General features: G+C 48.6%; 22 protein-coding genes. 14 read left to right on the forward strand and 8 right to left on the reverse strand.

The annotated features are described in order from the left end of the window. The first annotated feature begins 237 nt into the window (after positions 1 to 237). The 12 genes from AACQ93_RS01245 (at position 238) to AACQ93_RS01300 (ending at position 12,184) form a co-directional block, all read left to right on the forward strand. Entirely contained in the window at positions 238 to 1,458 is a 1,221-nt protein-coding gene (locus AACQ93_RS01245; RefSeq protein ID WP_064601648.1) for a flagellin N-terminal helical domain-containing protein, read from the forward strand. A gap of 264 nt (positions 1,459 to 1,722) precedes the next feature. Continuing rightward, complete coding sequence (locus tag AACQ93_RS01250; protein WP_064601649.1) at positions 1,723 to 2,913, forward strand: flagellin N-terminal helical domain-containing protein; 1,191 nt, start codon at positions 1,723 to 1,725, stop codon at positions 2,911 to 2,913. Positions 2,914 to 3,110: 197 nt separating this feature from the next. Beyond that, positions 3,111 to 4,661, forward strand: coding sequence for a flagellar filament capping protein FliD (gene fliD, locus AACQ93_RS01255; RefSeq protein WP_064601650.1), 1,551 nt, complete (start codon positions 3,111 to 3,113; stop codon positions 4,659 to 4,661). Between the two features lie 12 nt (positions 4,662 to 4,673). Next, entirely contained in the window at positions 4,674 to 5,081 is a 408-nt protein-coding gene (fliS, locus tag AACQ93_RS01260) for a flagellar export chaperone FliS (protein WP_064601651.1), read from the forward strand. Then, positions 5,071 to 5,358, forward strand: a complete 288-nt coding sequence (locus AACQ93_RS01265) for a hypothetical protein (protein ID WP_064601652.1) — start codon at positions 5,071 to 5,073, stop codon at positions 5,356 to 5,358. Before fliS ends, AACQ93_RS01265 begins: the two co-directional genes overlap by 11 nt. Before the next feature lie 13 nt (positions 5,359 to 5,371). Further along, positions 5,372 to 6,535 carry a flagellar hook-length control protein FliK gene (locus AACQ93_RS01270; RefSeq protein ID WP_064601653.1) on the forward strand — a complete coding sequence of 388 codons (1,164 nt, stop codon included), beginning with the start codon at positions 5,372 to 5,374 and terminating at the stop codon, positions 6,533 to 6,535. A 19-nt stretch (positions 6,536 to 6,554) separates the two neighbouring features. After that, a complete protein-coding gene (locus tag AACQ93_RS01275) occupies positions 6,555 to 7,037 on the forward strand; it encodes a flagellar basal body-associated FliL family protein (RefSeq protein ID WP_064601654.1) in 483 nt (160 codons plus the stop codon). Between the two features lie 10 nt (positions 7,038 to 7,047). Beyond that, entirely contained in the window at positions 7,048 to 7,803 is a 756-nt protein-coding gene (locus tag AACQ93_RS01280; RefSeq protein WP_064601655.1) for a FliA/WhiG family RNA polymerase sigma factor, read from the forward strand. A gap of 12 nt (positions 7,804 to 7,815) precedes the next feature. After that, positions 7,816 to 8,664: a flagellar motor stator protein MotA gene (motA, locus tag AACQ93_RS01285; RefSeq protein WP_064601656.1), complete on the forward strand. Its 849-nt coding sequence runs from the start codon at positions 7,816 to 7,818 to the stop codon at positions 8,662 to 8,664. A 6-nt stretch (positions 8,665 to 8,670) separates the two neighbouring features. Continuing rightward, a complete protein-coding gene (locus AACQ93_RS01290; RefSeq protein ID WP_064601657.1) occupies positions 8,671 to 9,660 on the forward strand; it encodes a flagellar motor protein MotB in 990 nt (329 codons plus the stop codon). Positions 9,661 to 10,143: 483 nt separating this feature from the next. Continuing rightward, positions 10,144 to 11,190 carry a plasmid segregation protein ParM domain-containing protein gene (gene parM, locus AACQ93_RS01295; protein ID WP_064601658.1) on the forward strand — a complete coding sequence of 349 codons (1,047 nt, stop codon included), beginning with the start codon at positions 10,144 to 10,146 and terminating at the stop codon, positions 11,188 to 11,190. Next, positions 11,183 to 12,184, forward strand: coding sequence for a hypothetical protein (locus AACQ93_RS01300; protein ID WP_064601659.1), 1,002 nt, complete (start codon positions 11,183 to 11,185; stop codon positions 12,182 to 12,184). The genes parM and AACQ93_RS01300 overlap by 8 nt, the downstream gene beginning before the upstream one ends. Positions 12,185 to 12,262: 78 nt before the next feature. Here the strand turns inward: AACQ93_RS01300 and AACQ93_RS01305 are convergent, their stop codons facing one another. From AACQ93_RS01305 to AACQ93_RS01315, 3 genes are all read right to left on the reverse strand, one after another. Then, positions 12,263 to 13,966: a sodium:solute symporter family protein gene (locus AACQ93_RS01305; protein WP_064601660.1), complete on the reverse strand. Its 1,704-nt coding sequence runs from the start codon at positions 13,964 to 13,966 to the stop codon at positions 12,263 to 12,265. Between the two features lie 10 nt (positions 13,967 to 13,976). Further along, positions 13,977 to 14,243 (reverse strand): DUF4212 domain-containing protein, encoded by a 267-nt coding sequence (locus tag AACQ93_RS01310; protein ID WP_007462966.1) that lies wholly within the window; start codon positions 14,241 to 14,243, stop codon positions 13,977 to 13,979. Between the two features lie 248 nt (positions 14,244 to 14,491). Next, positions 14,492 to 15,136 (reverse strand): response regulator transcription factor, encoded by a 645-nt coding sequence (locus tag AACQ93_RS01315; RefSeq protein ID WP_064601661.1) that lies wholly within the window; start codon positions 15,134 to 15,136, stop codon positions 14,492 to 14,494. A 200-nt stretch (positions 15,137 to 15,336) separates the two neighbouring features. On the opposite strand from AACQ93_RS01315, the gene AACQ93_RS01320 reads away from it, so the two are divergent. After that, positions 15,337 to 16,497, forward strand: coding sequence for a GGDEF domain-containing protein (locus AACQ93_RS01320; protein WP_064601662.1), 1,161 nt, complete (start codon positions 15,337 to 15,339; stop codon positions 16,495 to 16,497). A 77-nt stretch (positions 16,498 to 16,574) separates the two neighbouring features. On the opposite strand, the gene AACQ93_RS01325 is transcribed toward AACQ93_RS01320, so the two are convergent. From AACQ93_RS01325 to aspA, 4 genes are all read right to left on the reverse strand, one after another. Beyond that, positions 16,575 to 18,431, reverse strand: a complete 1,857-nt coding sequence (locus tag AACQ93_RS01325) for a protein-disulfide reductase DsbD (RefSeq protein WP_064601663.1) — start codon at positions 18,429 to 18,431, stop codon at positions 16,575 to 16,577. Between the two features lie 128 nt (positions 18,432 to 18,559). After that, entirely contained in the window at positions 18,560 to 19,456 is an 897-nt protein-coding gene (locus tag AACQ93_RS01330; protein WP_232323268.1) for a LysR family transcriptional regulator, read from the reverse strand. Positions 19,457 to 20,011: 555 nt separating this feature from the next. Beyond that, positions 20,012 to 21,313 carry an anaerobic C4-dicarboxylate transporter gene (locus tag AACQ93_RS01335; RefSeq protein WP_007462974.1) on the reverse strand — a complete coding sequence of 434 codons (1,302 nt, stop codon included), beginning with the start codon at positions 21,311 to 21,313 and terminating at the stop codon, positions 20,012 to 20,014. A gap of 121 nt (positions 21,314 to 21,434) precedes the next feature. Beyond that, positions 21,435 to 22,895 carry an aspartate ammonia-lyase gene (gene aspA / locus AACQ93_RS01340; RefSeq protein ID WP_007462976.1) on the reverse strand — a complete coding sequence of 487 codons (1,461 nt, stop codon included), beginning with the start codon at positions 22,893 to 22,895 and terminating at the stop codon, positions 21,435 to 21,437. Positions 22,896 to 23,361: 466 nt separating this feature from the next. On the opposite strand from aspA, the gene AACQ93_RS01345 reads away from it, so the two are divergent. After that, entirely contained in the window at positions 23,362 to 23,895 is a 534-nt protein-coding gene (locus AACQ93_RS01345) for an FxsA family protein (protein WP_007462978.1), read from the forward strand. A 106-nt stretch (positions 23,896 to 24,001) separates the two neighbouring features. Here the strand turns inward: AACQ93_RS01345 and AACQ93_RS01350 are convergent, their stop codons facing one another. Further along, positions 24,002 to 25,369 carry an MATE family efflux transporter gene (locus AACQ93_RS01350; RefSeq protein ID WP_064601665.1) on the reverse strand — a complete coding sequence of 456 codons (1,368 nt, stop codon included), beginning with the start codon at positions 25,367 to 25,369 and terminating at the stop codon, positions 24,002 to 24,004. Positions 25,370 to 25,415: the final 46 nt, after the last annotated feature.

The following is a 25,415-nucleotide window of genomic DNA, read 5'->3' on the forward strand; positions in this document are numbered from 1 at the left end:
ATAATGAGCTTAAATTTTTATTTTTCTAAGCCATTGTCTTTAATGGTAAAAAAAATATTGCTGATTAAGTGGTGGGAGCGAGATCACCTTTTTGTACGTTTTTTAATTAAAAGTCTCTTAAATCGACTTAAGAGTGATCAAAGTTGGTCGCTTTAAATAAGTGACTAGACAAGAAGCACTGTCATTCGATACTCGTTTTGACATGGCTCGTTTTACAAAGAATAGAGGATCTATACCATGGCAATGAGCCTTAACACCAACTTTGCATCAATGAATGCTCAGCGTAACCTTTTCAGCACTCAGCAGTCACTAAACTCTTCTCTGGGTCGTCTGTCTACTGGTCTGCGTATCAACAGCGCAGCTGACGATGCGGCGGGTCTGCAAATCGCTAACCGTATGAACTCTCAGATCAACGGTCTGGGTGTTGCTCAGCGTAACGCGAATGACGGTATTTCAATGTCACAAACTGCTGAAGGTGCACTACAAGAGTACACAAACATTCTGCAGCGTATGCGTGACCTGTCTGTACAGTCTAAGAACGGCACTAACTCTGATTCAGACCGTGCGGCACTGAACAAAGAATTCCAGGCAATGACCAAAGAGCTTAACCGTATCGTTGATACCACTACTTTCGGTAAAGGCGAGAAGCTGTTTGACAAACTGTCAAACGGTGTTGATTTCCAGGTTGGCGCAGATGTAGAGCCAAAAGATGCAACAACAATGACTACTGCTGATGGTACTGCAGCACTTGCTGACGCTCAGAAAGCATTGGGTGGTATTGATGATACTGAACTTGCTGCTGTTAAAACGGCTGTAGGTAAAGTTGGTGGTTCTACAGGTTCAGCTGTGAAGCTAACAGCAACTGAAGCGGCTGCTCTGAATAAAGCACTTGGCTCAACAGCATACAACACAACAGATGATGTTGATGGTGCATCTTTTTCTGCGGATGAACAAAAATTGGTTGATTTAGCAGGTGCTGTTACTAAGAAATTCGATGGTAGCGACCTGACTACTGACAATGCAGACGGCACTGGTGCGAACGACATGTCTGCGCTTAAGACTGCTATGGATGCTGCGGGCGTAACATCTACAGCATTCGCGGATCCAAACGTAATCAACGTGAAAGTAGACAGTGCGTCTCTTGATACTTCTGCTCTGGGTAAGATTGATACTATTGCTGACTCTGAAACTGCAGTTCAGGAAATCGACAAGCTGATCGACAACGTAGGTTCAGTACGTGCTGACCTGGGTGCGACTCAGAACCGCTTCCAGTCAACTATCAACAACCTGGGTAACATCAAAGAAAACATGGCAGTAGCGAAAGGCCGCATCATGGATGCTGACATCGCAGCAGAATCTGCAAACATGACTAAGCAGAACACTATGATGCAAGCTGGTGTTACGGTTCTGTCTCAGGCAAACCAGATGCCAAGCATGGTATCTCAGCTGCTACGTTAATTTGACGTAACCGAAAAACGGTAGCCGGGCCTGGCTTCAGTTTTATCTGACTAAGAGCCTGACTACCGTTTTTTTATAAGTGTTAGGTGGTTAAATTCTGTGTGTTTTGATTGGGTTTGGTTTGTAAAGTAATCACTCTAACTTTTGAGTCCACTTTTTTTTTAAGAACGCTGATTCGTTGGTCGCTCTAGGATGGTAATGAAAACAACACCCTGCTTTTTGTAGCTGGCACGGTGTGACATGACCGAATAGAGGAATATTCCCATGGCAATGAGCCTGAACACTAACTTTGCATCAATGAATGCACAGCGTAACCTGCTAAATACTCAGAACTCACTAAATACTTCACTGGGTCGTCTGTCTACTGGCTTGCGCATTAACAGTGCATCTGATGATGCGGCTGGTTTGCAAATCGCTAACCGCATGAACTCTCAGATCAACGGTCTGGGTGTGGCTCAGCGTAATGCGAACGACGGTATCTCTATGTCTCAGACAGCAGAAGGTGCCCTTCAGGAATACACCAACATTCTTCAGCGTATGCGTGATCTGTCTGTACAGTCTAAGAACGGCACAAACTCTGACGCTGACCGTGCGGCGCTGGACAAAGAATACCAGGCGATGACCAAAGAACTTGACCGTATCGTTGACACTACAACTTTCGGTAAAGGCGAAAAGCTGTTTGAAAAACTGGGTAAAGGCGTTGATTTCCAGGTTGGTTCTGATGTTGAGCCAAAAGATACGACTACTGTAACTAAAGCTGATGCTGACAAAGCTATTGCTGATGTAAAAAGTGAGCTTAATGGTGTTGACCTTGCTGCATTGAGTACAGCTGAAGGTAAGTTAGATGGTTCTGCGAAACTACTTAAAGCTGATGCAGAAGCTGTGAACTTGGCGCTGGGTCTTTCGTTGGCTACAGATGGTACAGCGACACTAGACAAATCAACGCTAACGCAAGAACAACAAGACCTTCTTGCTGCTGGTAAAGCAGCTGCCGGTATTACAACTAAAGCAGATACAGCAGATGGTACTGGTCAGAATGATCTGACAGCACTTAAAACGGCAATGGATAAAGCGGGTATCAGCTCTACAGCATTTGAAGATCCGAACGTTATCCAAGTGAAGGTAGACAACAACTCTCTGGATACAGCTAGCCTGGGTAAGATTGACTCAATCTCTGACTCTGAGAAAGCAATCCAGGAAATCGACAAAATGATCGACAACGTAGGTTCAGTACGTGCTGATCTGGGTGCGACTCAGAACCGTTTCCAGTCAACTATCAACAACCTGGGCAACATCAAAGAAAACATGGCTGTGGCGAAAGGCCGCATCATGGATGCAGACATTGCCGCTGAGTCTGCAAACATGACTAAGCAGAACACTATGATGCAGGCTGGTATCACAGTTCTGTCTCAGGCAAACCAGATGCCAAGCATGGTATCTCAGCTGCTGCGCTAATTTCAGCGTAACAAATAAAGAATCTGTGGCGACGATGCTTCACATAGTCGCCACTTTTTCCGAGCGGAAGTATTACTTCCGCTTTATTTTTATCTATTGCTTTTAAAAATCAATAACTTAACTATGGTATGGATTTTGCTTTAACTGTGATCTGGCTGGCTGGTTCCGGGAAAGGCATCCTCGACGGAGAGTAAAGTATGTTAATGACAGGTTTGGGTTCGGGAATTGATTACGAAGCGATGATTAGTGCAATCATCTCGGCCGAACGTGCTCCAAAAGATAATCAGCTTAACCGCCAGGAAGGCATGAATACTGCCGAAATGGATGCGTTGAAGGAAATTCAAAGTACGCTTAACAGCTTCCGTGACAAGGTTGAAGACCTGAACTCCAGCCGTGAGCTGCAAAAGCTGAAAGCTGTATTGAGCAACGAAGATGTACTGGCTGCAAGCGTTGACAGTAATGCCGTAGCTGGTGAATACAGCTTTGAAGTTACCCAGATGGCGCAGGCACAGCGTGACCAGTTGTTTAAGGTTACTGAGGGCACTACCTTCACGTCCGGTTCGATTAGCTTCGGCTCAGTTAATATCGATATTGCTGCTCTAAATACCCAGTTGATTGATGAGCAAAATACCAAAAAAGCTGATCATCAGGCACAGGTCTATAAAGATGTTGCTGAAAAGCACAACATCGACATGACGGTGCCCGGTTGGGAAACCGATGCTCATAAAGCTCTTACAGACTCTACAGACTCTCGTTTCGACCAGGCTCGCTTTGACAGCTATACCAACCAGCAGCAGTCGTACACTGATAAAGTTACTCGCCTGACTAATGATGGTGTGACAGTTGAAGAGCTGCAAACTGCTATTAACAATGATCCTGCCAATGATGGTGTTAAAGCAACGCTGGTACGTTCTGGCGACGGCATCAGTATGGTGCTGAATGGCAAAGACACTGGTGTGGCCAATGCTATTGGTGCAATTACGGTCAGCGGTATGAGTCTGAAGGGGAATACCCTGGATCAGGCCCAACCGGAAAATGGTCAGAAGTCATTACAGGCGGCACAAGACGCCATTGTTAAATATGGTTCGATGGAGCTGACTTCCACAACCAACAAAATGGAAAACGTGATTGACGGTATCACCCTGAACCTGAAGGCGACCGGTACCGTCAATGTGAAAGTGGAACGTGATGAGGCATCAGTAAACTCAACGATTAAAGAGTTTGTGGATACCTACAACAAGGTTATTGAAACCGTCAATACCTACACCAAATCCAGTGAAGAAGAAGCGGCGGCACTGTCGGGCGATTCCGCGACCCGAAGCTTGGTAAGCCGTCTGCGCGCTGTGATTGGTGATGAGTACACAACCTCTACGTTCTCGACACTTTCTGAGCTGGGGATCACTACGACCCGTAAAGGTACGCTGGAGATTGACCAGAAGAAACTGGATAAAGCGCTTGAAGATAACTTCGACGAGGTATCCAAACTGTTTTTAGGCGATGGTGCTACTAGAGGTGTCATGGACAGCATGCTGACTGTGCTGGATGACTACCACAAAAATGGTGGTGCCTTTGATCGTCGTATTGACCAGCTGGAATATAACAACAAACGTATCGCTGATGATCGTGAGCAGCTGGATGCGCGCATGGAAGCTAAAACGATAACGCTGCGTGACTACTACGCAAAAATGGATAGCAAAATCGCAAACATGAACCAAACCCAGAGCATGCTAATCGGCATGTTGGCCTAATTAGAGTGAAAGATGATGATTAACGAAGGCTTAGGTGCATATCAACATTCACAGAACCATGCACAGGCGGCGTCGGCCAGTCCGCACCGCCTGATCCAGATGCTGCTTGAAGGCTTGCTGGAAAACCTGTCCCGTGCTCGTGGCTTTATGGAGCGCGGTCAGACTTCAGACAAAGGCATGATGATCTCCAAGTGCCTCGACATTCTGAATGGTCTGAGCTCAGTACTTGATGAGGAAAAAGGCGGTGAAGTGACACAGGAGCTGTTCCGTCTTTATGACTACTGCGGCCGTCGACTTTTTGAAGCCAACATCAGCAACGATGTTGAAGCTATCGATGAAGTTAACCGCCTGATAAGTGACATTCTGGAAGGCTGGGTAGTACTGAAACCAGATCGCGTGCAGGTTGGCGATGAGTCTTGAGCGTCAGCTGGAAGAGTTGCTTACCAGTTTTGAGCAGGCTCTGGCTGCTCAAAACTGGGATAAGCTGGCCTCGCTGGACACTAAGCTGCAGCAGGCAATTCCTAAAATCCAGCAAAAAAACCTGACCCAGGCAGCGAAGCTCCAGCTTCAACGAATTAATTCACTTTACAGCACCATGATTGCTGCCGGAGAACGGGAGAAAGCCCGTATTCAGCAGCAGATATCGCAACAGGCGGACACCCGAGAAGGAATGCACGCCTACATGCAAAACAGATAATAAAAAGAGTGACATGCAAGTTACAGCCAATGTAGCAGTAAAAAATGTAGCTAAGGCTACGTCTGCAGATATGCCAAGTGTTAAACCGAATGGTGCGGATAGTGATCAGCCGATGAGCTTTGCTGAGTTTGAACAACGTCTGGATAACCAGTCGGATTCAGACCAGGCAATGCCGACGCCTGAAGGCCAGCCTCAGCTGGTTGCTGAACCACAACAGCAACTTTCAGCTGAAGATCTGGCTGCACAGGTTGAGCAGTTACTGGCTCAAGCGGTGAAACCGGAAGGGGCAAGCTTACCGGCGGAAGCGGAAGCGGAAGTTTCAGCGGAAGCCATGCAGGCAATGCTTACAGGTCAGGTTGCACAGGTTGGCGCCAGTGCTGAACCAGGTAAAGTAGCGGTAATGGAGCAATTACAGCAGTTGGTGAAGCCACAGACGACACCAGCAGCGAATACGGCATCTTTGTCTAAAGAATCACAAGCGCTTGTTAGTGAAGCATTGCTGACAGCCAGAGAGCCGTTACCTCAGGTTAAAGCTGCAGTTATTCCCAATGAGATGCTGAGCAACAATAAAGATCTGATGGCCGCGGTTGATGCCTCTGTGCTTGAAAAGCTGACCGCAACTTCGTTGTCGACACCAACGCTTCATGTTCACAGTGCGATGAGCAGTAATATCAACATGTTAACGCAGGCAGCACAGGCGTCAGCACAATCTGCGACTGCGGCTAACACACAGGCACAACAATTGCAGGCAAGTGTTGACATCACTCAGCCGGAATGGGGGCGTGATCTGGTGGATCAATTGCGATCCCGTATGCAGCTAAGCAAAACGGATCAGATCCAGCATGCGCATGTACGCCTTGACCCGCCAGAACTGGGACGTTTGGAGATCAATTTGCGTCTGGAAGGCGACAAAGTGTCAGTTCACTTTACTGCTGCCCATCCGCAATTACGCGAAGCATTAGCAGCCAATGCGGAACGTCTGCGCTTTGATTTTGACGGCAGCCAGATGCAATTGGCTGATGTTTCGGTTTCCAGCGGTATGTACCAGCAGTCCCATCAGCAGTCGGGAGGGGATGATGAGCCGGCCGTGGTCGCAAATAATGTGATGGCAGCCAAGCAAGAAACGACGTCAACTCCTTCACAGGAGTCAGGCGGTCGTTATGAATCCATGGTTTAGTAGTATTTAATCTATTGATATGACAGAAGAAAACAAAAAAGCCAAGAGCAAGTTGCCGTTAATTATAGCCGCCGTTGTTCTGGTGGTTGTGTTAGCCGGTGCCGGTGGCTGGTGGTATTTCCAGCAGCAGGCAAAGCATGTTGAAGTGCCGGTTCCTGAGGCTATACCGCCTGCTGCGCTGGTTAAGAAGCCGGTATTTTTGCCGTTGACTAAATTTGTGGTGAGTGTTCCGGGAGACGACCGTCTTCATTACCTGATGTTGGAGCTGTCAATTATGAGCTACAACCAGGAACAACTGGATCTGGTTCAGGAATTCATGCCAGTTGTTCGTAATGCCATCATCACTTTATTGAGTGAGCTGCATTACAACGATTTGACTCAGCCCGGGATAATGGAGCCACTGCAGGTGGCATTGCGAGAGAAAGTTCAGAAAGTCATGAACGACATGGCAAGTAGTAACGGTATCGATCAAGTACTGATCACCAAGTTGGTGGTTCAGTAAGGAGTTTGATATGCACAGTGCAGCAATGTCCTATGAAGCCCAGGGGCTTCAGGCTTATCAGCAGAGCCACCAGTTAGGCCAGAAGGCGCGCGAGCAGCGTCTTGTTGCGAAGTATGCTGGTCTGGTAAAGCGTGTCGTAAAGCATTTGACAGCACAGGTCACGACTGTGATGTCGTTGGAAGACATGGAGCAGATTGGCCTGATGGCTTTGCTTGATGTTATCCGTCGCTATCCGGATGAAGAGGATGCGGCTCTAGAACGCCTTGCTGTGCAGCGTATTCGTGGCGCGGTTCTGGATGAGTTACGCCGAATGGACTGGCGTTCTCGTCGTTCACGTCAGAATAGCTACGAACTCAAAGATATTGAACGCCAGCTCTCCCGTCAGTTAGGACGACAGCCGACGGAGCAGGAGATGGCGGAAGAAATGGGTATTGAACTGACTGAAGTACAGCAGCGCCGCCTTGACAGCCAGGCTGAAAACCTCGGTAGTGTTGAATCCTTGCAAGAGGATGGAGAGCAATTCTTCGGCCTGAGTTTTCAGTGTAATACCTATGAACGTGGTCAATTAAAAAAAGCAATGGCTTCTGCATTGGCTCGTTTACCCGAGCGCGAACAGGTCATTCTGAGTTTTTACTACGAGCACGAAATGAACCTTAAGGAAATTGCCCTGGTGTTTGAGCTGACTGAAGCGCGGGTCAGCCAGATCCATAAGAAGGCATTGAAAAGTTTGAATAGCATGTTAGCTGACTGGCGAGAGTCAGTTTAACGGAGTCATAAGATGCAAATTATTATCGGTTTTGTCATTATTTTCGGGTGCATTGTTTACGGTTACACCCATGCATCGGGACGCCTGCTGGCACTTTGGCAGCCAGCTGAATTCATTATTATTTTGGGTGCCGGCTTTGGGGCTATGGTGATCTCCAACCCAACTTATGTGCTTAAAAATATTGCTACTCGCCTGAAGATGGCTTTCGGTAAAGGCTACGGTTCGGATTTTTATAAGTCTACGCTGGAGCTGATGTTTGAATTGCTAGAAGTGATTCGTAAAGACGGTATCAAAAAGCTAGATGATCATATCGAGAACCCTGAAAGCAGCGCCATTTTTGCCAAGTATCCGGATGTGGCGAAATCCAACGTTATTGTTAGTTTTATTACCGATAACCTGCGGATGATGGCGATGGGTAAGGTTAACCATCACGATTTGGAAGCTGTGCTGGAGCTGGAGCTGCATACGCTTGAAGAAGATTTGCTCCGCCCTTCTAAAGCGCTGGCGAAAGTTGGTGAGGCGATGCCGGGCTTTGGTATCGTTGCTGCGGTACTGGGTATCGTAGTAACTATGCAGAGCATTGGTGGTGACCTGGCGCTTATCGGTGTAAAAGTAGCGGCGGCTCTTGTTGGTACCTTTTTCGGTATTTTGATGTGTTATGCCGTGTTTGAACCATTGGCAGCGACTATTGCTAACCAGGTTAAGAAAGAGATGATGGCACTGCACATGATTACGGCGATTCTGGTTGCCCAGGCTCAAGGGAAACCAACGCTGTTGGCTCTGGATGCGGGTCGTAAAGTACTGCATACCGAATATAAGCCGACGTTTGCTGCAATGGAAGGCTGGATGACCGGGCAGTAATCAATCATGAGCAAAGATCATCACATTATAATTGTTAAGAAGAAAAAACGAGGCCACCATGATGAGCATCATGGTGGTGCGTGGAAGGTAGCTTTTGCTGACTTTGCTGTGGCAATGATGGCGTTTTTCATGGTGCTGTGGCTAATGGGTATCACCACCCAGGAAGAGCGCCTTATCATTGAAAAGCGTCTGCAGACGGCAACGGTATTCGATAATATTTTTGAAATCACCAATAGCCCGTTCCCGATAGATTTTGACGGTAGCATGTCTCCGTTTGAAAAGCCGATGAGTGAGCTTAGTTCCGGAGAGGAACGCTTTGGTTCGTCGATGTTCAATAAGTCATCACAAGGCAGCGAAAAAGGCGGCCGTAACCGTAAGCTGAATTCAGCAATTGCCGGTAAGCATTTGTCTACACCAGAGCTATCTGTGCTGGCAAAAGCGATCAGCCAGATTGCTGAAGAACTGTCTGCATCTGAAAATATTGTACTGGAAATTGTCCCGCAGGGGCTGCGTATCCTGATCCAGGATGATGATGATCACTTCATGTATGAGCGTGGTAGTGTTGAACTGACCCCGTTCTTTGAAGACATGCTATTCAATATTGCACCGATTTTGGGGCAAATCCAAAACCGTATGGTGATCAGTGGCCATACCGACAGTACCCGGTTTAAGCGCCAGGATTACAGTAACTGGGATCTGTCAGGCGCACGTGCCCTAAAAGCTCGTCAGGTATTAGTTGATTCCGGCCTGCCTAAGTCAAATGTACTGCAGGTAGTTGCGATGGCTGAGCGTACGCCAGTTTATAAAGAAGATACACGAAGTGGTAAAAACCGCCGGATTGAAATGATGGTACTAACCAAAGAAGCGGATGAACAATTGGCGCTGCTCTTTGGTAAAGGTCAGATTGATGAGAGTGAAGGTCAGGCCGTGGAAAATGCTCGCCGCTTTGCAGAGTCAAATCGTCCGGTATCTCGTCTTGATATGCTGGTGAATTAATAACCTGTTATTTTATTGAATGTAACATAGCAGATTATGAATTGTATAAAGGCTGTATTTACATGATTTTAAACGCCTACTTTCCTGCGTAAACAATGAAAAATGTATCGGGCTATGACTCTTATTGATATTAACAATAATAGCCCGTTGTTTATTTTTTAATCATGCAAGATAATACAGCAACTCAACCGATTTTAGCTCTATAGGCAATTGTGCCAATTGGTTGAGTAATATGTTTTTTTAACGAGATGGTGAGCTTAACCCTTTTTTATCCTGATCTGATAATGGCAAATATTGCTTTTATTAAGGTATCACCATCTTTAATTCAAACTTGATATGCCATCTGACAATTAACGTTAGATGTCTTTTAATTGTTGAGTTTGTTGCATATGACAGCGGTGTCTTGTCTCTGCCGAATGAAATATCCGGGGAGAAGAACATCCTTGCTAATTGTAATTATTAGTTTTATTTGTGAGAAAAGTTATGACGGTATCTGCGTTTAAAATTGCGGTTGATGATGGTTCGACAAATGTGAAGGTGAGCTGGATTGAGAATAACCAGCTGAAAACCATCGTATCACCGAACTCTTTCCGCAAAGACTGGAAGAGTGCAGCGCTGCGACGCGATAAGAAAGTATATAACTACACAATCGGTACAACTAAGTACACATACGATGCGACCTCTGATAAGGCGCTGGAAACTACGCATGTTGACTACCAGTACGACGATCTTAACCTGCTGGCTGTTCACCATGCTCTGCTGCAGACTGGCCTGAAGCCTTGTCCGGTTACCCTAGTAGTGACTCTGCCGATTACTGAATTCTACAACTCAGAAGACTGCCAGCGTAATGAAGCGAAAATCGCCAAGAAGCGCGAGAACCTGATGCGTGAAATCAGCCTGAATAAGGGTGAGCTGTTTGAAGTGGTTGAAGTGGAAGTGATGCCGGAAAGTCTGCCGGCTGTGATGTCCACGCTGATTAACTCAAGCTGTAATGAGTTTACCCGTTCGCTGGTGGTTGACTGCGGTGGTACTACGCTGGATATGGGCATCGTGGTTGGTGAGTTTGACGATGTGTCTGCTATTTATGGTAACAACGAGATCGGTGTTTCTATGGTTACCGATGCGGCTCGTAAAGCACTGGCGGCAGCAGACAGTGATTCAAGCTACCTGGTTGCTAACGAGCTGATCAAGCGCCGTGATGATCTGGATTTCGTTAAAGAGGTTGTAAACGACGAGTCTAAGATCGATATCATTCTTGAGAAAATTGAGACCAAGATTGAAGAATTGGGTAGCGCGGTAGCTTATGAAGCGAAGAAGTTTTCTAAAAACCCGAACCGTGTTTATCTGGTAGGCGGCGGTGCTCCGCTGGTTTACCCTGCAATTAAGAAAGCGTATGACACCCTGGGTGATCGTGTAGTGCTGATCAAAGATTCTCAGTCTGCACTTGCTCGTGAACTGTGCCTGTACAACACCGAAGAGGATGAGGTACACATCGAGCGTGAAACCCTTATTGAGGTAGAAGATGAGTAGTCAGTTAAAGCGAGTTAACTACTCGATTTATCTAAATCCTGTCAACTCATTGTCCGACCGCTATGCGGTCGGCGTTATGCAGAAATGGGTGAACGAGCGTAAAAGTATGCTCGATAACCCGGATGCTGGTATGGATCTCCATAACAGCCTGCATATGCATAAAAACATCTATCTTTCCGGGATGTTTTTGCACCTGCTGAGTCCGGCGCTGAGCGCTGGACTGTCCACTTGCCTTGGTGATGACACCATTAAGATGGCGACACTGAAGCAGCAACTGGATGCCTGTGGTCTGGTTGTTCCAATGGCGTCGGGTCAGCCTACTGATATTTCCCGCCAGGATATTGAAGCGATTAAATCTGCGGTTAATATGACGCCGCTGTTTACCGAGATCCAATCGCTACGTGATGATCTTCGTTATGCCAGTGAAGAAAATCTGCGTCATGTGACTGAATCTGCTGAGCGTGAGAAAGAGTTGCTGCTTAGTCAGCAGAAAACTCAGCAGGAGCTGACTGAAACGCGTCAGGCATTGATGACCTTGTCTTCTGAATCATCTGAACGTGAACAAGCGTTGCTACAGAATCAACAGGAAACTCAGCAGGAACTGGCTGAAACCCGCCAGACTTTGGTGAACCTGTGTACTGAATTGGCTGAGTCTGTGTCATCCATTGAAATTCCATCAGCGGCGGCTGCGCCAACGGCACCTGAGGCCCCGGTTGTACCTGAAATGCCTGTTGTTACGGAGCCATCTTCTGAGGCTGCACTGCCTGATTTTTCTGAGCTTCAAGAGACACTGACGGATGAGATTCGCGCGACTAACCACAAGCGTGAGATTGCTGAGCTGAAGGCTCTGATTAAAGCCCAGAGTGAGTTGATTAAGAAACTATCTGTTGCTCCGATAGCTGGTGCGCCCGCGGAAAAACCGGCAGAAGAAGAGCAGGACTTGACCGAAACCATTGCAAATATGCAGAAGGTGAAGAAAAAAGGCCTGTGGTAACAGGAAGAATAAAAAACGGAGCTGAGAGCTCCGTTTTTTCTATCTGAGATTTTATTTCTTTTCTCTCGCTCCTAATCTTTAGTGCTCTTGTGCTTCACCGGCTCCTTTTGGATAGCGGATAGATTCCACCATTTCCTGTACATTGTGCGGCACTTCCGAAGTCACCTTGTTTACCACAATCGAGATGACAAAGTTCAGGCACATCCCCAGAGTACCGATACCTTCCGGGCTGATGCCGAAGAACCAGTTATCAGGGGTATTAGCGGTCGGGTTGATGAACTTAAAGTAGATGATGTAAGAAGCGGTGAAGACAATACCTGATACCATGCCGGCAATGGCCCCTTCTTTGTTCATCTGCTTATAGAAGATCCCCAGAATAATCGCCGGGAAGAATGAAGCGGCAGCCAGTCCGAATGCGAAGGCAACAACCTGGGCGACAAAGCCCGGCGGGTTGATCCCTAAGTAACCGGCTCCGACGATAGCCAGTGCCGAAGCAACACGGGCGGCCATCAGCTCCTGCTTGTCCGTCATGTTTGGTTTGAAGCCTTTCTTCAGCAGGTCATGGGAAATCGAGGTTGAGATCACCAGCAGCAGACCTGCAGCTGTCGACAGGGCGGCAGCCAAGCCACCGGCAGCCAGCAGGGCGACCACCCAGTTCGGCAGTTTCGCCAGCTCAGGGCTTGCCAGAACGATGATATCGCGGTTAACGCTCATCTCATTGCGTTCATCTCCGGAATAGAACATCTTGCCGTCACCGTTTTTATCTTCCCACTTCACCAGGCCGGTTTTTTCCCAGTTTGTCACCCAGCCAGGGGCTTCAGCAGCGGCGACGCCTTGTTGGTCCGGGCCATTGATGGTTTCAATCATATTAACGCGGGCAAAGGCAGCCACCGCCGGAGCTGTGGTGTAGAGCATAGAGATAAACAGCAGTGCCCAACCAGCTGAAATACGAGCATCCCTTACGCGCGGTACGGTAAAGAAGCGGATGATTACGTGTGGCAGACCAGCTGTACCGACCATCAGGGCGGCACAGATGAAGAAGACATCAACCATGCTCTTTGAGCCGTCAGTGTAGGCGGTAAAGCCGAGTTCAGTGGTCAGGCCGTCGAGTTTATCCAGAACATAGGTTTCTGAACCACTGATGGTGGATCCCATGCCGATCTGCGGGATCGGATTGCCTGTCATCATGATCGAAGTGAAGATTGCCGGTACTAGGAAAGCGAAAATCAGGACGCAGAATTGGGCGACTTGGGTATAGGTGATGCCTTTCATTCCGCCCAAGACCGCATAGAAAAAGACGATCCCCATGCCGATGATGATCCCGATGTTGATATCCACTTCAAGGAAACGGGCGAATACCACGCCGACACCACGCATCTGGCCTGCCACATAGGTAAAGGAAACGAAGATGGCACAAAAGACGGCAACCATACGGGCAGTTTTCGAGTAATAACGTTCACCGATAAAATCCGGCACCGTGAACTGACCGAACTTACGCAGGTAAGGAGCAAGACACAGTGCCAGCAGAACGTAGCCGCCGGTCCAGCCCATCAGATATACCCCGCCGTCGTAACCGACAAATGAAATTATACCGGCCATAGAGATAAAGGATGCAGCAGACATCCAGTCTGCGGCTGTTGCCATACCGTTGGCGACCGGGTGAATACCACCGCCGGCAACATAAAATTCACTGGTGGAACCGGCACGAGCCCAGATGGCGATACCGATATACAGGGCAAAAGTAATGCCCACCAAAATAAAGGTCCAGGTCTGGATATCCATGAATTTCCCCTCAGTCTTCGTGTACGTTGAACTTACGGTCGAGTGCGTTCATGCGCACGACATAGACAAAAATCAGGGCAACAAAGGTGTAGATTGAACCCTGCTGTGAGAACCAGAAACCTAATTTGAAGCCGCCGAGCTGGAGGCTGTTGAGGGCATCGACAAACAGAATGCCGGCTCCGTAAGACACCAGAAACCAGATGGCCAGCAGCGAGCCCATCGTGGTGAGGTTCTCCTTCCAATAGGCCTGAGCCTGTTCCTTGGATTCAAACGCCATTGTTATCTCCTTTCACGTCATCCTTTAGCTAATACAGCCAAGTTAAGAAATTGTTACCAAGAGACAATAGCAACGATCTTCAAAGCTAACCGTGCAACTTTAGTCGAGAGAAAAACGAAAAAATCGCCGTCATGACGGCGATTTTGTGAATTGGATTGAGGTTTAGGTGTGTTATGAAAATGTTGCTTTAGCCAAAAGTCTAACCCGTCAGAGAGAAATCCTGGATTCCGATGGGTCGGTTGTTTCGGCTATGGATGGCTTAAGTCCATCTGTTGTAGCAATATCACCGCCTGGGTGCGGTTTTTCACCCCGAGTTTGCGGAAGATCGCTGTCATATGTGCCTTGATAGTGGCTTCGGAGACATTCAGTTCATAGGCAATCTGTTTATTGAGCAGGCCGTCGGAGAGCATGCATAGCACTTTGTACTGTTGCGGGGTCAGTGCAGCGATGCGCTCGGCCAGCTCATTGATTTCGTCATTGTCTTCCCCTTCGCCAAGTCCTTCCGGGAAATAAGGTTCGCCTTCGAGCACCTGGTTCAGGGCCGCAATTAAAGCGCGCATGTCACTGGATTTTGGGATAAAACCGAAGGCACCGTGACTGCGTACTTGGCGGATAATGCAGGGCTCTTCACTGGCAGAGATAACAACAACAGGTAAATCCGGATATTGGCTGCGCAGTTGAATAAGGCCGGACATGCCGTTTGCGCCGGGCATTTTCAAATCAAGCAGTAGCAGATCAACATCCGGTTCCTTTTCCAGCAGGGTGAGCAGAGTATCGAGTGAGCCGGCTTCCAGTAGGTTGGCTCCGCTGATCGCCATATGCACAGACTGAAACAGCGCATTACGGAAGAGCGGGTGATCATCGGCAATAACAATAGTGTACTGAGCGTCCATGTGCAGTTACTTCTGTTTGTTTTTGTTGTACTTAATAAACAACGCTATCACCGGAAATTAGTCTGATCAATTTGCTCGCCTCCAAGATCAGAGCTGGATCAGTTCTTACTCATACTAACAGTCGGGCTTGAGGTATTATTAAGTTATTGATCACTTAAGTCGCTTAATATAATGAATGCACACAATATTGGGTACAAGGAATGATCCGTCACATTGATACTCGTGATAGCGGACAGGGCTATTTAGAACAGCAGCAGTTTGAGCGTCAGGTTCAGGGCTGGAAAATGATTATCACCACATCAGTATTATTGCTGGTTTTGGTGGCTGCTGAGTTGTTTTGGGTGGAACCTGCGATATCCAGTACGGTGAAATCAGCTTTTAGCGGCGTTGTTGCCGTATTAGGGGTTGCAGCACTTGTGTTGTGGACCTTGGTGCAGATCATTTCAGTTAAGGTTCGCTGGCAGAGTGTTTCACTGGCATTGGCCGGGCTGTTAGGAAGTGGTTGGGCCGTATTGTTTCCGTTGCTGCTGCATGAAACTTACTTTTCCTCTCTCTTTGTTTACGGCGACTTGTTTGTCTTCCTCTCGGTGGTGGCATTTTTCAGTTATCGTCCGGCTATGTATCTGGCGGTTGTTCCGGTTTTCAGCTCGTTTCTTTTTATTGGTGTTTATTCTGAGATCGATCATGATGCCATCTCTTTTCTGAGCCTGTTCAGCCGATTGTTGATTGTGATTGTGATCAGGGAATGCCTGTATCACTGGTTCCACTCATCGGTACTGCATGAATTTGAAGAGATGCGATTGCGTAAGGAACTGGATTCGGTTGCGTTGGTTGATCCGGTAACCGGCTTGCAGAACAACCGTCATTTCGAGCTGATGCTGGATCGGGAAATTATGGCGGCCCGTCGGCATAACAGTGATCTGACAGTGATGGTGGTGAGCATTGAGCCGTTGCGACTTTATACGATGACCTGTGGCCATAATGCCTATGAAGATTTACTGAAGCGGGTTGCCAAAGGGTTGCGTCGCGGGGTTTACCGGCCGCGGGATTTCATTGCCCGGGTAGGCAGCGATGAGTTCGCTGTGCTGTTGCCGGATACCGATTTAAGCGGTGCAAAAACGGTGGCCGAACGGATACAGCGCCATGTTCATCGTTGTTGCGACAACTTGGTTAAGCTTGATTTGGAAAAGCCGGTCAGTGTGATGATTTCAATACTGGAATGGGCACCGAGTTGTAATGTTAATCGTATGAGTAAATCTATGCATGATGCGATTAATGAGCTGCGTGAGCAGTATGAAGAGAGTGAAGAAACTGAAGATATTGTCGCGCGCTATGAATTGCTGCGGGGGCTGCGGGAATAGCGTTATATTTAGTTGTTCGTTGGTATGAATGAAAAAGGAGCACACAGTGCTCCTTTTTTGTGGTATCCGATTTCTTATCAGTTAACTAGCTGGTGGTTTTCCAGGTGGTTGATAAACGGCTTGGCTTCCATAAAGCCGGTCAGGCGGGCGCGGCTGTTACGGTTACCTTCAGCATCCCAGAAATCCAGCGTTGGCAGGCCGAGTACATCCATCTCTTTGAGCATTTCAATATCAGCCGGTGAGCTGTTAGTCACGTCAGCTTGCAGCAGGATAAATTGTTCAAGCCTTGGTGCTACAGCCGGGTCATGGAAGGTGTATTTTTCGAACTCTTTACAGGCCACACACCAGTCGGCATAGAAGTCGAGCATGACTGGTTTGCCCTGTGCTTTGGCTTCAGCCAGCGCCAGGTTGAGATCATCAATGGTGGTTACGCGTTCAAATTCAACCTTCACTTCCTGTTGCTGCGCCGCTGTTGTTGCCCCACCGGCGATGAACTGGTACATCGGCTGGACCGAGATAAACAGGCCGACAATCGCAATCACCGCCAGCGAACTGCTGCGCCATGACACCGCTAGGGTATTTTTGACATGGTAGAGCCAGCCAAATGCGGCAATACCCAGCGCCGACCACAGGTAAGGCACAACGTTGTGCGGTAGGATGCGCTCAAGCAGGAAGACAGGCACGGCCAGCAGGATAAAGCCAAAGAAGACCTTCACATGCACCATCCAGTTGCCGGCCTTCGGCAGTAATTTGTTGCCGAACATAGCGGCCAGGATCAGCGGGATACCCATACCCAGCGCTAAGGCGTAAAGAGCAACAGCACCGGTCAGCAGGTCGCCGCTCTGGGCAACATAAATAAGCGCCCCGGATAGCGGTGCTGTCGTACATGGTGAACACACCAGGCCGGAAATGGCGCCCATGATGAACACGCTGCCGGTGTTACCAGCTTCCTGGCGGTTGCTTAGGGTGCTGAGCCAGGTCTGGACGCTGCTTGGTAGTTGCAGGGTGTAGGCACCGAACATAGAAAGCGCCAGCAGGACAAACATTACACTCAGGCCAATTAGTACGTAAGGGTGTTGCAGGGCTGCCTGGAACTGCATACCGGCAGAAGCGACAACCAGCCCCAGCAGGGTATAGGTCAGTGCCATCCCCTGAACATAGGTAAATGATAGGCGGAAAGTTCTGCCGTGGCTGAGCTGACCGCCTCCCAGAACGATACCGGTCAGGATTGGGTACATCGGCAGAACACACGGAGTAAAGGCGAGGCCAACCCCCAGAGCCAGGAAGACCAACGGGGTCCACCATTGTTCGGCAAGATCGCTGGCCAGCTGATCTTGTTGGGTCGCAGGTGTGATGACTGTGCTTGCTGATGTCTGAATGTCAGTACTTACTTCTCTCTTATCGCTTGATGCAGAGGTGGTTGCTGAACCCGGAGGTGTTACATCTTTGGCTGCCATTACCGCCGTTAACGGTACCTGACGAATTTCCGGCGGATAGCAGAAACCGGCTTTGGCACAGCCCTGGTAACGGACTGTCAGCACTGAGCTGTTGTCGGCTTCAAGCAGCGGAACCGAGACGGTCAGCGGCTCGGTGTAGATATTGATGTCCCCGAAGAACTCATCTTTGTATGGTTGCCCGGCTGGAATGTCGGGAGTGCCGATTTTGGCATTATCTGAGCTGACAGATAGCTGGTGCTGGTACAGGTAGTAGCCGGGCTTGATCTGCCAGTCGAGGTAAACCACATTACCCTGCTGGCTGAAGTTGAAAGGAAAGGCCTCATCAACGGCGACAAACTGTGTCTCGCTGCTGCTGTTGAAACCAAAGGAAAACTCGGCCCGGACTGGCAGACTGGCGATAGTGGCCAGCAAAATCCCTAACAGCGCGATAAGGGAGGAAAATCGGGATAACCCGTAGTGCTTTGTCAATCTCATCATTAAAGTCAGACTCGTATGCAGAACGTCCCTGCAGCAGGTACAGTGAGGATATTATTACTATACCCCCTCAGACCGTGTTAATCAGTGTTTGGTTTCATCGACCTTGAAATCTGTTGCCAAGCTTACCGTTAAAAGCCTGCCAGTGCATCACGCATAAAGTCGGTAAAGCAGCGGATATGAGCCGGAATGTAGCCAAGTCGCTGATATAACATATAGATAGGGCGGGGCGGTGCATACCAGTCGTCCATCAGGGTTGTCAGGCGTTGTTGCTGACAGTCATCGGCAACAACATAGTTAGGCAGGCTGGCAATTCCCAGCCCGTCGATGGCTGCCTGTTTGATGCTGTTAAGATCGGCGATCGCCATTCTGACCGGGGAGTTAACCCAGATGGTTTCCTGCTGGTGGTTTTCATCCTTGCAGGTAAGTGCCCACTCAAACTCCGGGACGCTTGCCAGGCGGGCATGCTGATTGAGATCGTTAGGATGCGATGGCGCGCCATGTCGCGCTAGGTAATCCGGAGAGGCGACCAGAATTCGTTGTGATTGGCCGATTTTGGCGGCAGCAAAGCTGGAGTCCGGTTGCCGGCCGACACGGAACACCACGTCATATTGCTCCGGGCTGTAGTCATGGTGCTGGTTTGACAGGTGGGTCAGCGATAGGGTGACTTCCGGGTACTGCGCCATAAAGTGGTTAAATAACGGCATCAGGCGGTAAGTCAGTAGGCCGACCGGCGCAGAAATTCGCAGCGCACCGCGTGGATTGCTGTGGCTGCTGTCCTGTAGTTCGGTGGTGGCACTTTCCAGCCCATCAATCAGAGGCTGGCAGCGTTCGAAATAATTCTGTCCCAGTGGGGTTAACGAAACATTGCGGCTGTCCCGGATTACCAGCTGGCTGCCCAGGGTATCTTCCAGCCGTTGTAACCGCCTGCTCAGGGTGGCAGGGGGAATATCTAACGCACTGGCTGCCGCCCTGAAACTTCCTTGTTGAGCAATTGCAATCAGAGTGCGCAGGTCGTCTAACTTCATACCATTTTTGCATCGCTGCATCACGCTTTTACCTCTATCACCACGCTCGCTCAATCACTACTATAGCGGCTCAGGCTTTCCTGTCTTAAGCTTGAGTCTGTAGCAAATTGAGACATAGCACCGGCCAGCTCGTTGGGATTGACGAACGAACCGGTTGAACAAATTCGATGGGAATCCGGATTTGTTCACTGTCTTCGCCTCAGGATGAGGCGGAGACATTAAATCCCCCATCTTACCTGTCTTGTTTATCCACTGCTTGTTTTATTTCCCGGTAAAACGTAACCGGATTTGTCTGTTTTTATCTTCGTCTTTCTTGTTATGTTAGTGATTGCTTACTATGCAATTTCATTGCATTGGTTGTGAGATGACAATTCAAGAGAGACGGTTTCTCTTGTCTTAATATTATTGTTTTGGAACTAGCCTTGAGCTGAAGGCTTTGCCGGGTAGCCGTTGTTATCGCCTGTTAGGATTAAGCGTCTCAAAGGCTCGAAAAGAAGTGCCCAATAAAAAGGCCGCCCGGAGGCAGCCTTTGTATATTCGTATTGCTGGTGGCAATTACAGGAACATACCACCAACCAAGAAGCCCAGGGCTACAGAAGTCGTGATAGTGACTACACCCGGAATAAAGAACGGGTGGTTGAATACCAGGTTACCGATACGGGTAGAGCCTGTTTCATCCATCTCAACCGCAGCCAGCAGGGTTGGGTAAGTAGGCAGTACGAACAGCGCACTTACTGCTGCGAAAGACGCAATAGCTGTTAGCGGAGCTACGCCGATAGCCAGTGCCGCAGGCATCAGAGCAGTGGTTGTTGCGCCCTGTGAGTACAGCAGCATAGAAGCAAAGAACAGGGTTACTGCCAGCATCCATGGGTACTGAGCCAGAATCTCACCGGCAAATTCTTTGATTTCTGCAATGTGGCCAGATACGAAAGTATCACCCAGCCATGCCACACCAAGTACACACACACAAGCGCTCATACCAGACTTGAATGTCGGTGCGTTGGCAATTTTCGATGCGTCAATCTTAGTGAAGGTGACGATAGCCATTGCCGCTGTCAGCATGAATACCATGATAGCGTCGTTACGGCCCAGTGCCGGATCTTCGATAACACCAACCGCTTTTGAAATCATGGTTGCGTAAGCAACAACAGCGATGATAGCGATAATGAAGATATAAGTGGCTTTTTTCGCTGTCGGCAGGATATCACGCTTGGTTGCGCCCTGGATTTTGATCAGACCTTTCGCCAGGTGATCCTGGTAAACCGGATCATCTTTCAGCTCACAGCCGATAAAGTTAGACACAAATGCACCGGCCATACACGCAATGAAGGTAGTAGGGATACAGATAGCCAACAGAGTTAGGTAGCCCACTCCGAGCGGTTCGAGAATGCCAGAGAAGAATACAACCGCTGCGGAGATAGGCGATGCGGTAATTGCAATCTGTGAAGCCACAACTGCAATTGATAGTGGGCGGGAAGGGCGAACGCCTTGCTCTTTGGCAACTTCTGCAATTACCGGCAGGGTCGAGAAGGCTGTGTGGCCTGTACCTGCAAGCAGAGTCATGAAGTAAGTTACCATCGGTGCGTAGAAGGTGATGCGTTTAGGGTTCTTACGCAGGAATTTTTCTGCCAGATCAACCAGCCAGTCCATACCGCCGGCAACCTGCATGGCTGCGATTGCGGTAATTACCGACATGATGATCAGGATAACGTCTACAGGAATATTACCTGCATCCATTCCCAGACCTAGAGAAAGCACCAACACACCAGCACCGCCGGCAAAACCAATACCGATACCGCCGATTCTTGCGCCCAGATAAATGAACGCGAGAACGACAAATAGTTCTACACCAATCATGAGATTGTCCTGTCTTAGTAAAATAAAAAATAAATAAAAAAAGGGGGAAATCTGTAGCAAAAAATGGCGGATCCTCGTCCTGAAAATCCGCCTTGTATTAAATTAACTCGCTAATGCGTTATTAGTTGTAACGCTTCGCTTTGTACTCTGGGTGCATCAGGTTATCAACAGAGAAGATGTCGTCCAGTTGTTCTTCAGTCAGCAGACCGCGCTCAAGAACTACTTCACGTACGCTCTTACCTGTTTCGGCACAAATCTTACCTACGATGTCACCTTCGTGGTGGCCGATGAACGGGTTAAGGTAAGTTACGATACCGATTGAGTTGAACACGAAGTTTTCACAAACTTCTTTGTTTACTGTGATGCCATCAATGCACTTGTCACGCAGGTTGATTGCAGCGTTCTTCAGCAGCTCGATAGATTCGAATACTGCCTGACCGATAACTGGTTCCATAACGTTTAGCTGAAGCTGACCTGCTTCTGCTGCGAAAGTAACCGTGGTGTCGTTACCGATAACCTTGAAGCAAACCTGGTTAACCACTTCAGGGATTACTGGGTTTACTTTAGCTGGCATGATAGAAGAACCAGCCTGCATTTCAGGTAGGTTGATTTCGTTCAGACCGGCACGTGGACCTGAAGAAAGAAGACGCAGGTCGTTGCTGATCTTAGATAGCTTAACAGCGGTACGCTTAAGAGCACCGTGAACCATTACGTAAGCACCACAGTCTGATGTTGCTTCGATCAGGTCTTCAGCTGGTACACAAGGTAGGCCAGTTACTTCAGCCAGACGCTGAACAGCCAGTTCCTGGTAGCCAGTTGCTGCGTTCAGGCCAGTACCGATAGCTGTTGCACCCAGGTTTACTTCAAGCAGAAGCTGAGCTGTGTGACGAAGGTTTTTGATTTCTTCTTTAACCAGTACGCCGAATGCGTGGAATTCCTGGCCAACAGTCATAGGTACAGCATCCTGAAGCTGGGTGCGGCCCATTTTCAGTACGTCGCCGAATTCTTCGCCTTTCGCGTCGAATGCTGCTTTCAGGTACTCAAGTGCTTCCAGCATGTTCATGATGCTGTTGTAAACAGCAACACGGAAACCTGTTGGGTAGGCACAGTTAGTAGACTGAGACTTGTTTACGTGGTCGTTAGGGTTAACGATGTCGTATTCGCCTTTTTCTTTGCCCATAAGTTCAAGAGCAAGGTTAGCGATAACTTCGTTAGAGTTCATGTTTACTGATGTACCGGCACCGCCCTGGAAAACGTCTGACGGGAATTGATCCATGCACTTACCTGTTTCAAGGATCTGGTCACACGCTTTGATGATGTATTCACCTACATCAGAAGGGATAGCACCCAGCTCTTTGTTCGCCATTGCCGCAGCTTTTTTGGTGAAAACCATACCGCGAACGAATTCTGGAACGTCAGAGATAGTTTTATTGGAGATGTTGAAGTTTTCTACTGCACGAAGAGTATGAATACCCCAGTATGCTTCAGCTGGGACGTGGCGTTCACCAAGAAGATCTTCTTCAATGCGGGTTGCAACATTAGTAGTTGTTTCTTTTTTTTCTAGATCAATCATCTGAGACATAACGTAGCCTTAAAGTGGAATCTGCTATAAAAAAACAAATGTTGAGCCAATCTGAAAGAACAGAGTCCATTCCGTAGAGATTTTGGCTAGATGATCGTACCTGACACCTTTTGTCTGGGGCTGATAATACTCCCCTTTAGGGGTAAAAACATAATCAAGATCACTTTTTTAAGGTGGTTGAATACATTTGCACAAAAACGCGATCGACTTCACATTTACTGTTAATTTTCCCTCGGTGTTTTATGTTTAAAAATGACGAAATATGACAGGATGTGAAGTCCCTGTGTCATCCTTTCAGGTGCCGTTCAGCAAATTAATTATGGTTGCTTTCTGTTACACTCGCGTAGTTGAAAACTGCCGGATTGTTCCCATTATTAATAGAGATAAAGAAGGGTTATGTTTTCGGGCAAGATTATTGCCATAACGTGATTATTTGTAACAGACATCAACCGTATCGAGGTAAGTCGTGTTTCCTGTTTTGCTATTGCTTTTTATCGTTGTACCTATCATTGAAATCGCCCTGTTTGTCCAGTTGGGGGGATTTCTCGGCCTGTGGCCTACGATAGCGCTGGTATTGGTTACTGCCATTGTCGGGGCATCGCTGGTTCGCAGTCAGGGAATCGCAACGCTGATGTCGGTGCAAAGCCGCCTGCAGCAAGGCGAGTTGCCTGCCCAGCAGATTGTTGAAGGGGTGATGCTGGCCGTAGCCGGTGTGTTGCTGCTGACTCCGGGCTTTATGACGGATGCTCTCGGTATGATGGTGCTACTGCCTGCACCACGGGCGATGTTGGCTAAGCAGCTGATGAGTAGGGTTAAGGTTCAGAATATGGGCAGCGGATTCAGTGCTGGTTTCGGCAGTCAGGGCTTCGGTAGCCAGGGGCCATTTGAACAGCAGGATGACCCATTCCGCCAGCGTTCTTCTGAAGGTGATGTGTTCGATGGTGAATTCGAACGTAAGGACGAACAGAAAGAGAACGATACTGACCGCAGATTGCATTAATTCATTAGTAGTCTGTTATGACTAGTGTTGAATAAGAAGGCAGCCGTTTGGCTGCCTTTTCTGTTAATGCTGTTAATATTTGCCGTTGAGAAATAATGGGGCAGATTCAGATCGTTTTGACCGGATTTTTGTACACATCACGCCGCATTTTGACCGCATATAAATAAGCACCGATCCCGCTGATCATATTGGCGATGGCAATACCGACAAACAGCCCTTCCGTCCCGTCAATCTGGCTGCCAACCCAAGCTGCCGGCAGTAAAAATCCGAACAGTCGTAGCAAGTTCCAGATCAGGGAATGGATGGGTTTGTGCATAGCATTAAGCGCACTGATCAGCAGCATGCAAACAGCCTGCATACCATAGCTGAGCGGTACCACAATCAGGTAATGCCAGAGCTGCTGCTGTACCGCGGTATCCTGGCTGAACATTGACGACAACGGCCAGCTCAGAGGCACCATCATGATAAAGACCAGTAGCTGGAAGATGATGGCAAAGCGCATGGAGGTAAACAGCGCCTGGAATGCCCGGTGGTTCTGATTAGCGCCTAAGTTCTGGGCCATAAACGGCATCAGAGCTGAACCCAGTGCCATCATTACAATCACCAGAATCGATTCTATCCGCATTGCTGCACCGTAGGCGGCAATAGACGCAGTGCCCTGAGCTGCTAGCAACCACATTAACAGTGCGCCGGAGAGCGGGTTAAGCGCATTGGACAGCCCGGCTGGCGTACCAACCTGCAGGATTTGGCGGCAGTCTTTGTTAATTAACGTCAGTTGCGGTCTGGCCAGCAGTTTTTCTCTTCTGATTAGAATATAGAGCGAATTGATCAGGGCGAAAGCCCAGCTGATCCCGCTGGCAATGGCAGCGCCCTGCACGCCGAGTTCGGGAAACGGCCCTAATCCAAAGATCAGTAAAGGATCCAGTACACCATTGATAAATCCGGCCAGCATCATGATCTGGGCCGGGCTTTTGGCATCCCCGGTTGCCCGGATTGCACTGTTGCCTGCCATTGGGATCACCAGCAGCGGAATGGCTAAATACCAGATCTGCATATATTGTTTGATAACGGGTAGCAGCTCAGGTGTCGCACCGAGCAGGCTAAAAAGGGGCTCTATTGTGTTTAATCCCAGAATGGAGGCTGCGATCACCAGAACGACAGCGAGTAACAGGCCGTGAGTCGCCAACCTAGCGGCATCCTGGTTATTGCCGCTGCCGAGCAGACGACCAATGCTGGTTGATATCCCGACACTGACTCCCATGGTGATGCAGTTGAGGGCAAAGGTAACCGGGAAGGTGAAACTCACCGCTGCCAGCGCTTCGGTGCCCAGCAGTGAAATAAAGAAGGTGTCGACCAAGTTAAACATCAGGATCGCCACCATACCGAATACCATAGGAATGGTTAATCGGCGCAGGGCGAGGGGGATCGGAGCGGACAACAGCCCGTGTTTATCTGCCTTTCTTGCTATCGACATAGTGGTCTCAGAAGTGGGATGCCCGCTTACCCTAATGCAAAGAGTG

It is taken from the genome of Photobacterium sp. J15, assembly GCF_963870815.1.
GTDB lineage: Bacteria > Pseudomonadota > Gammaproteobacteria > Enterobacterales > Vibrionaceae > Photobacterium > Photobacterium marinum.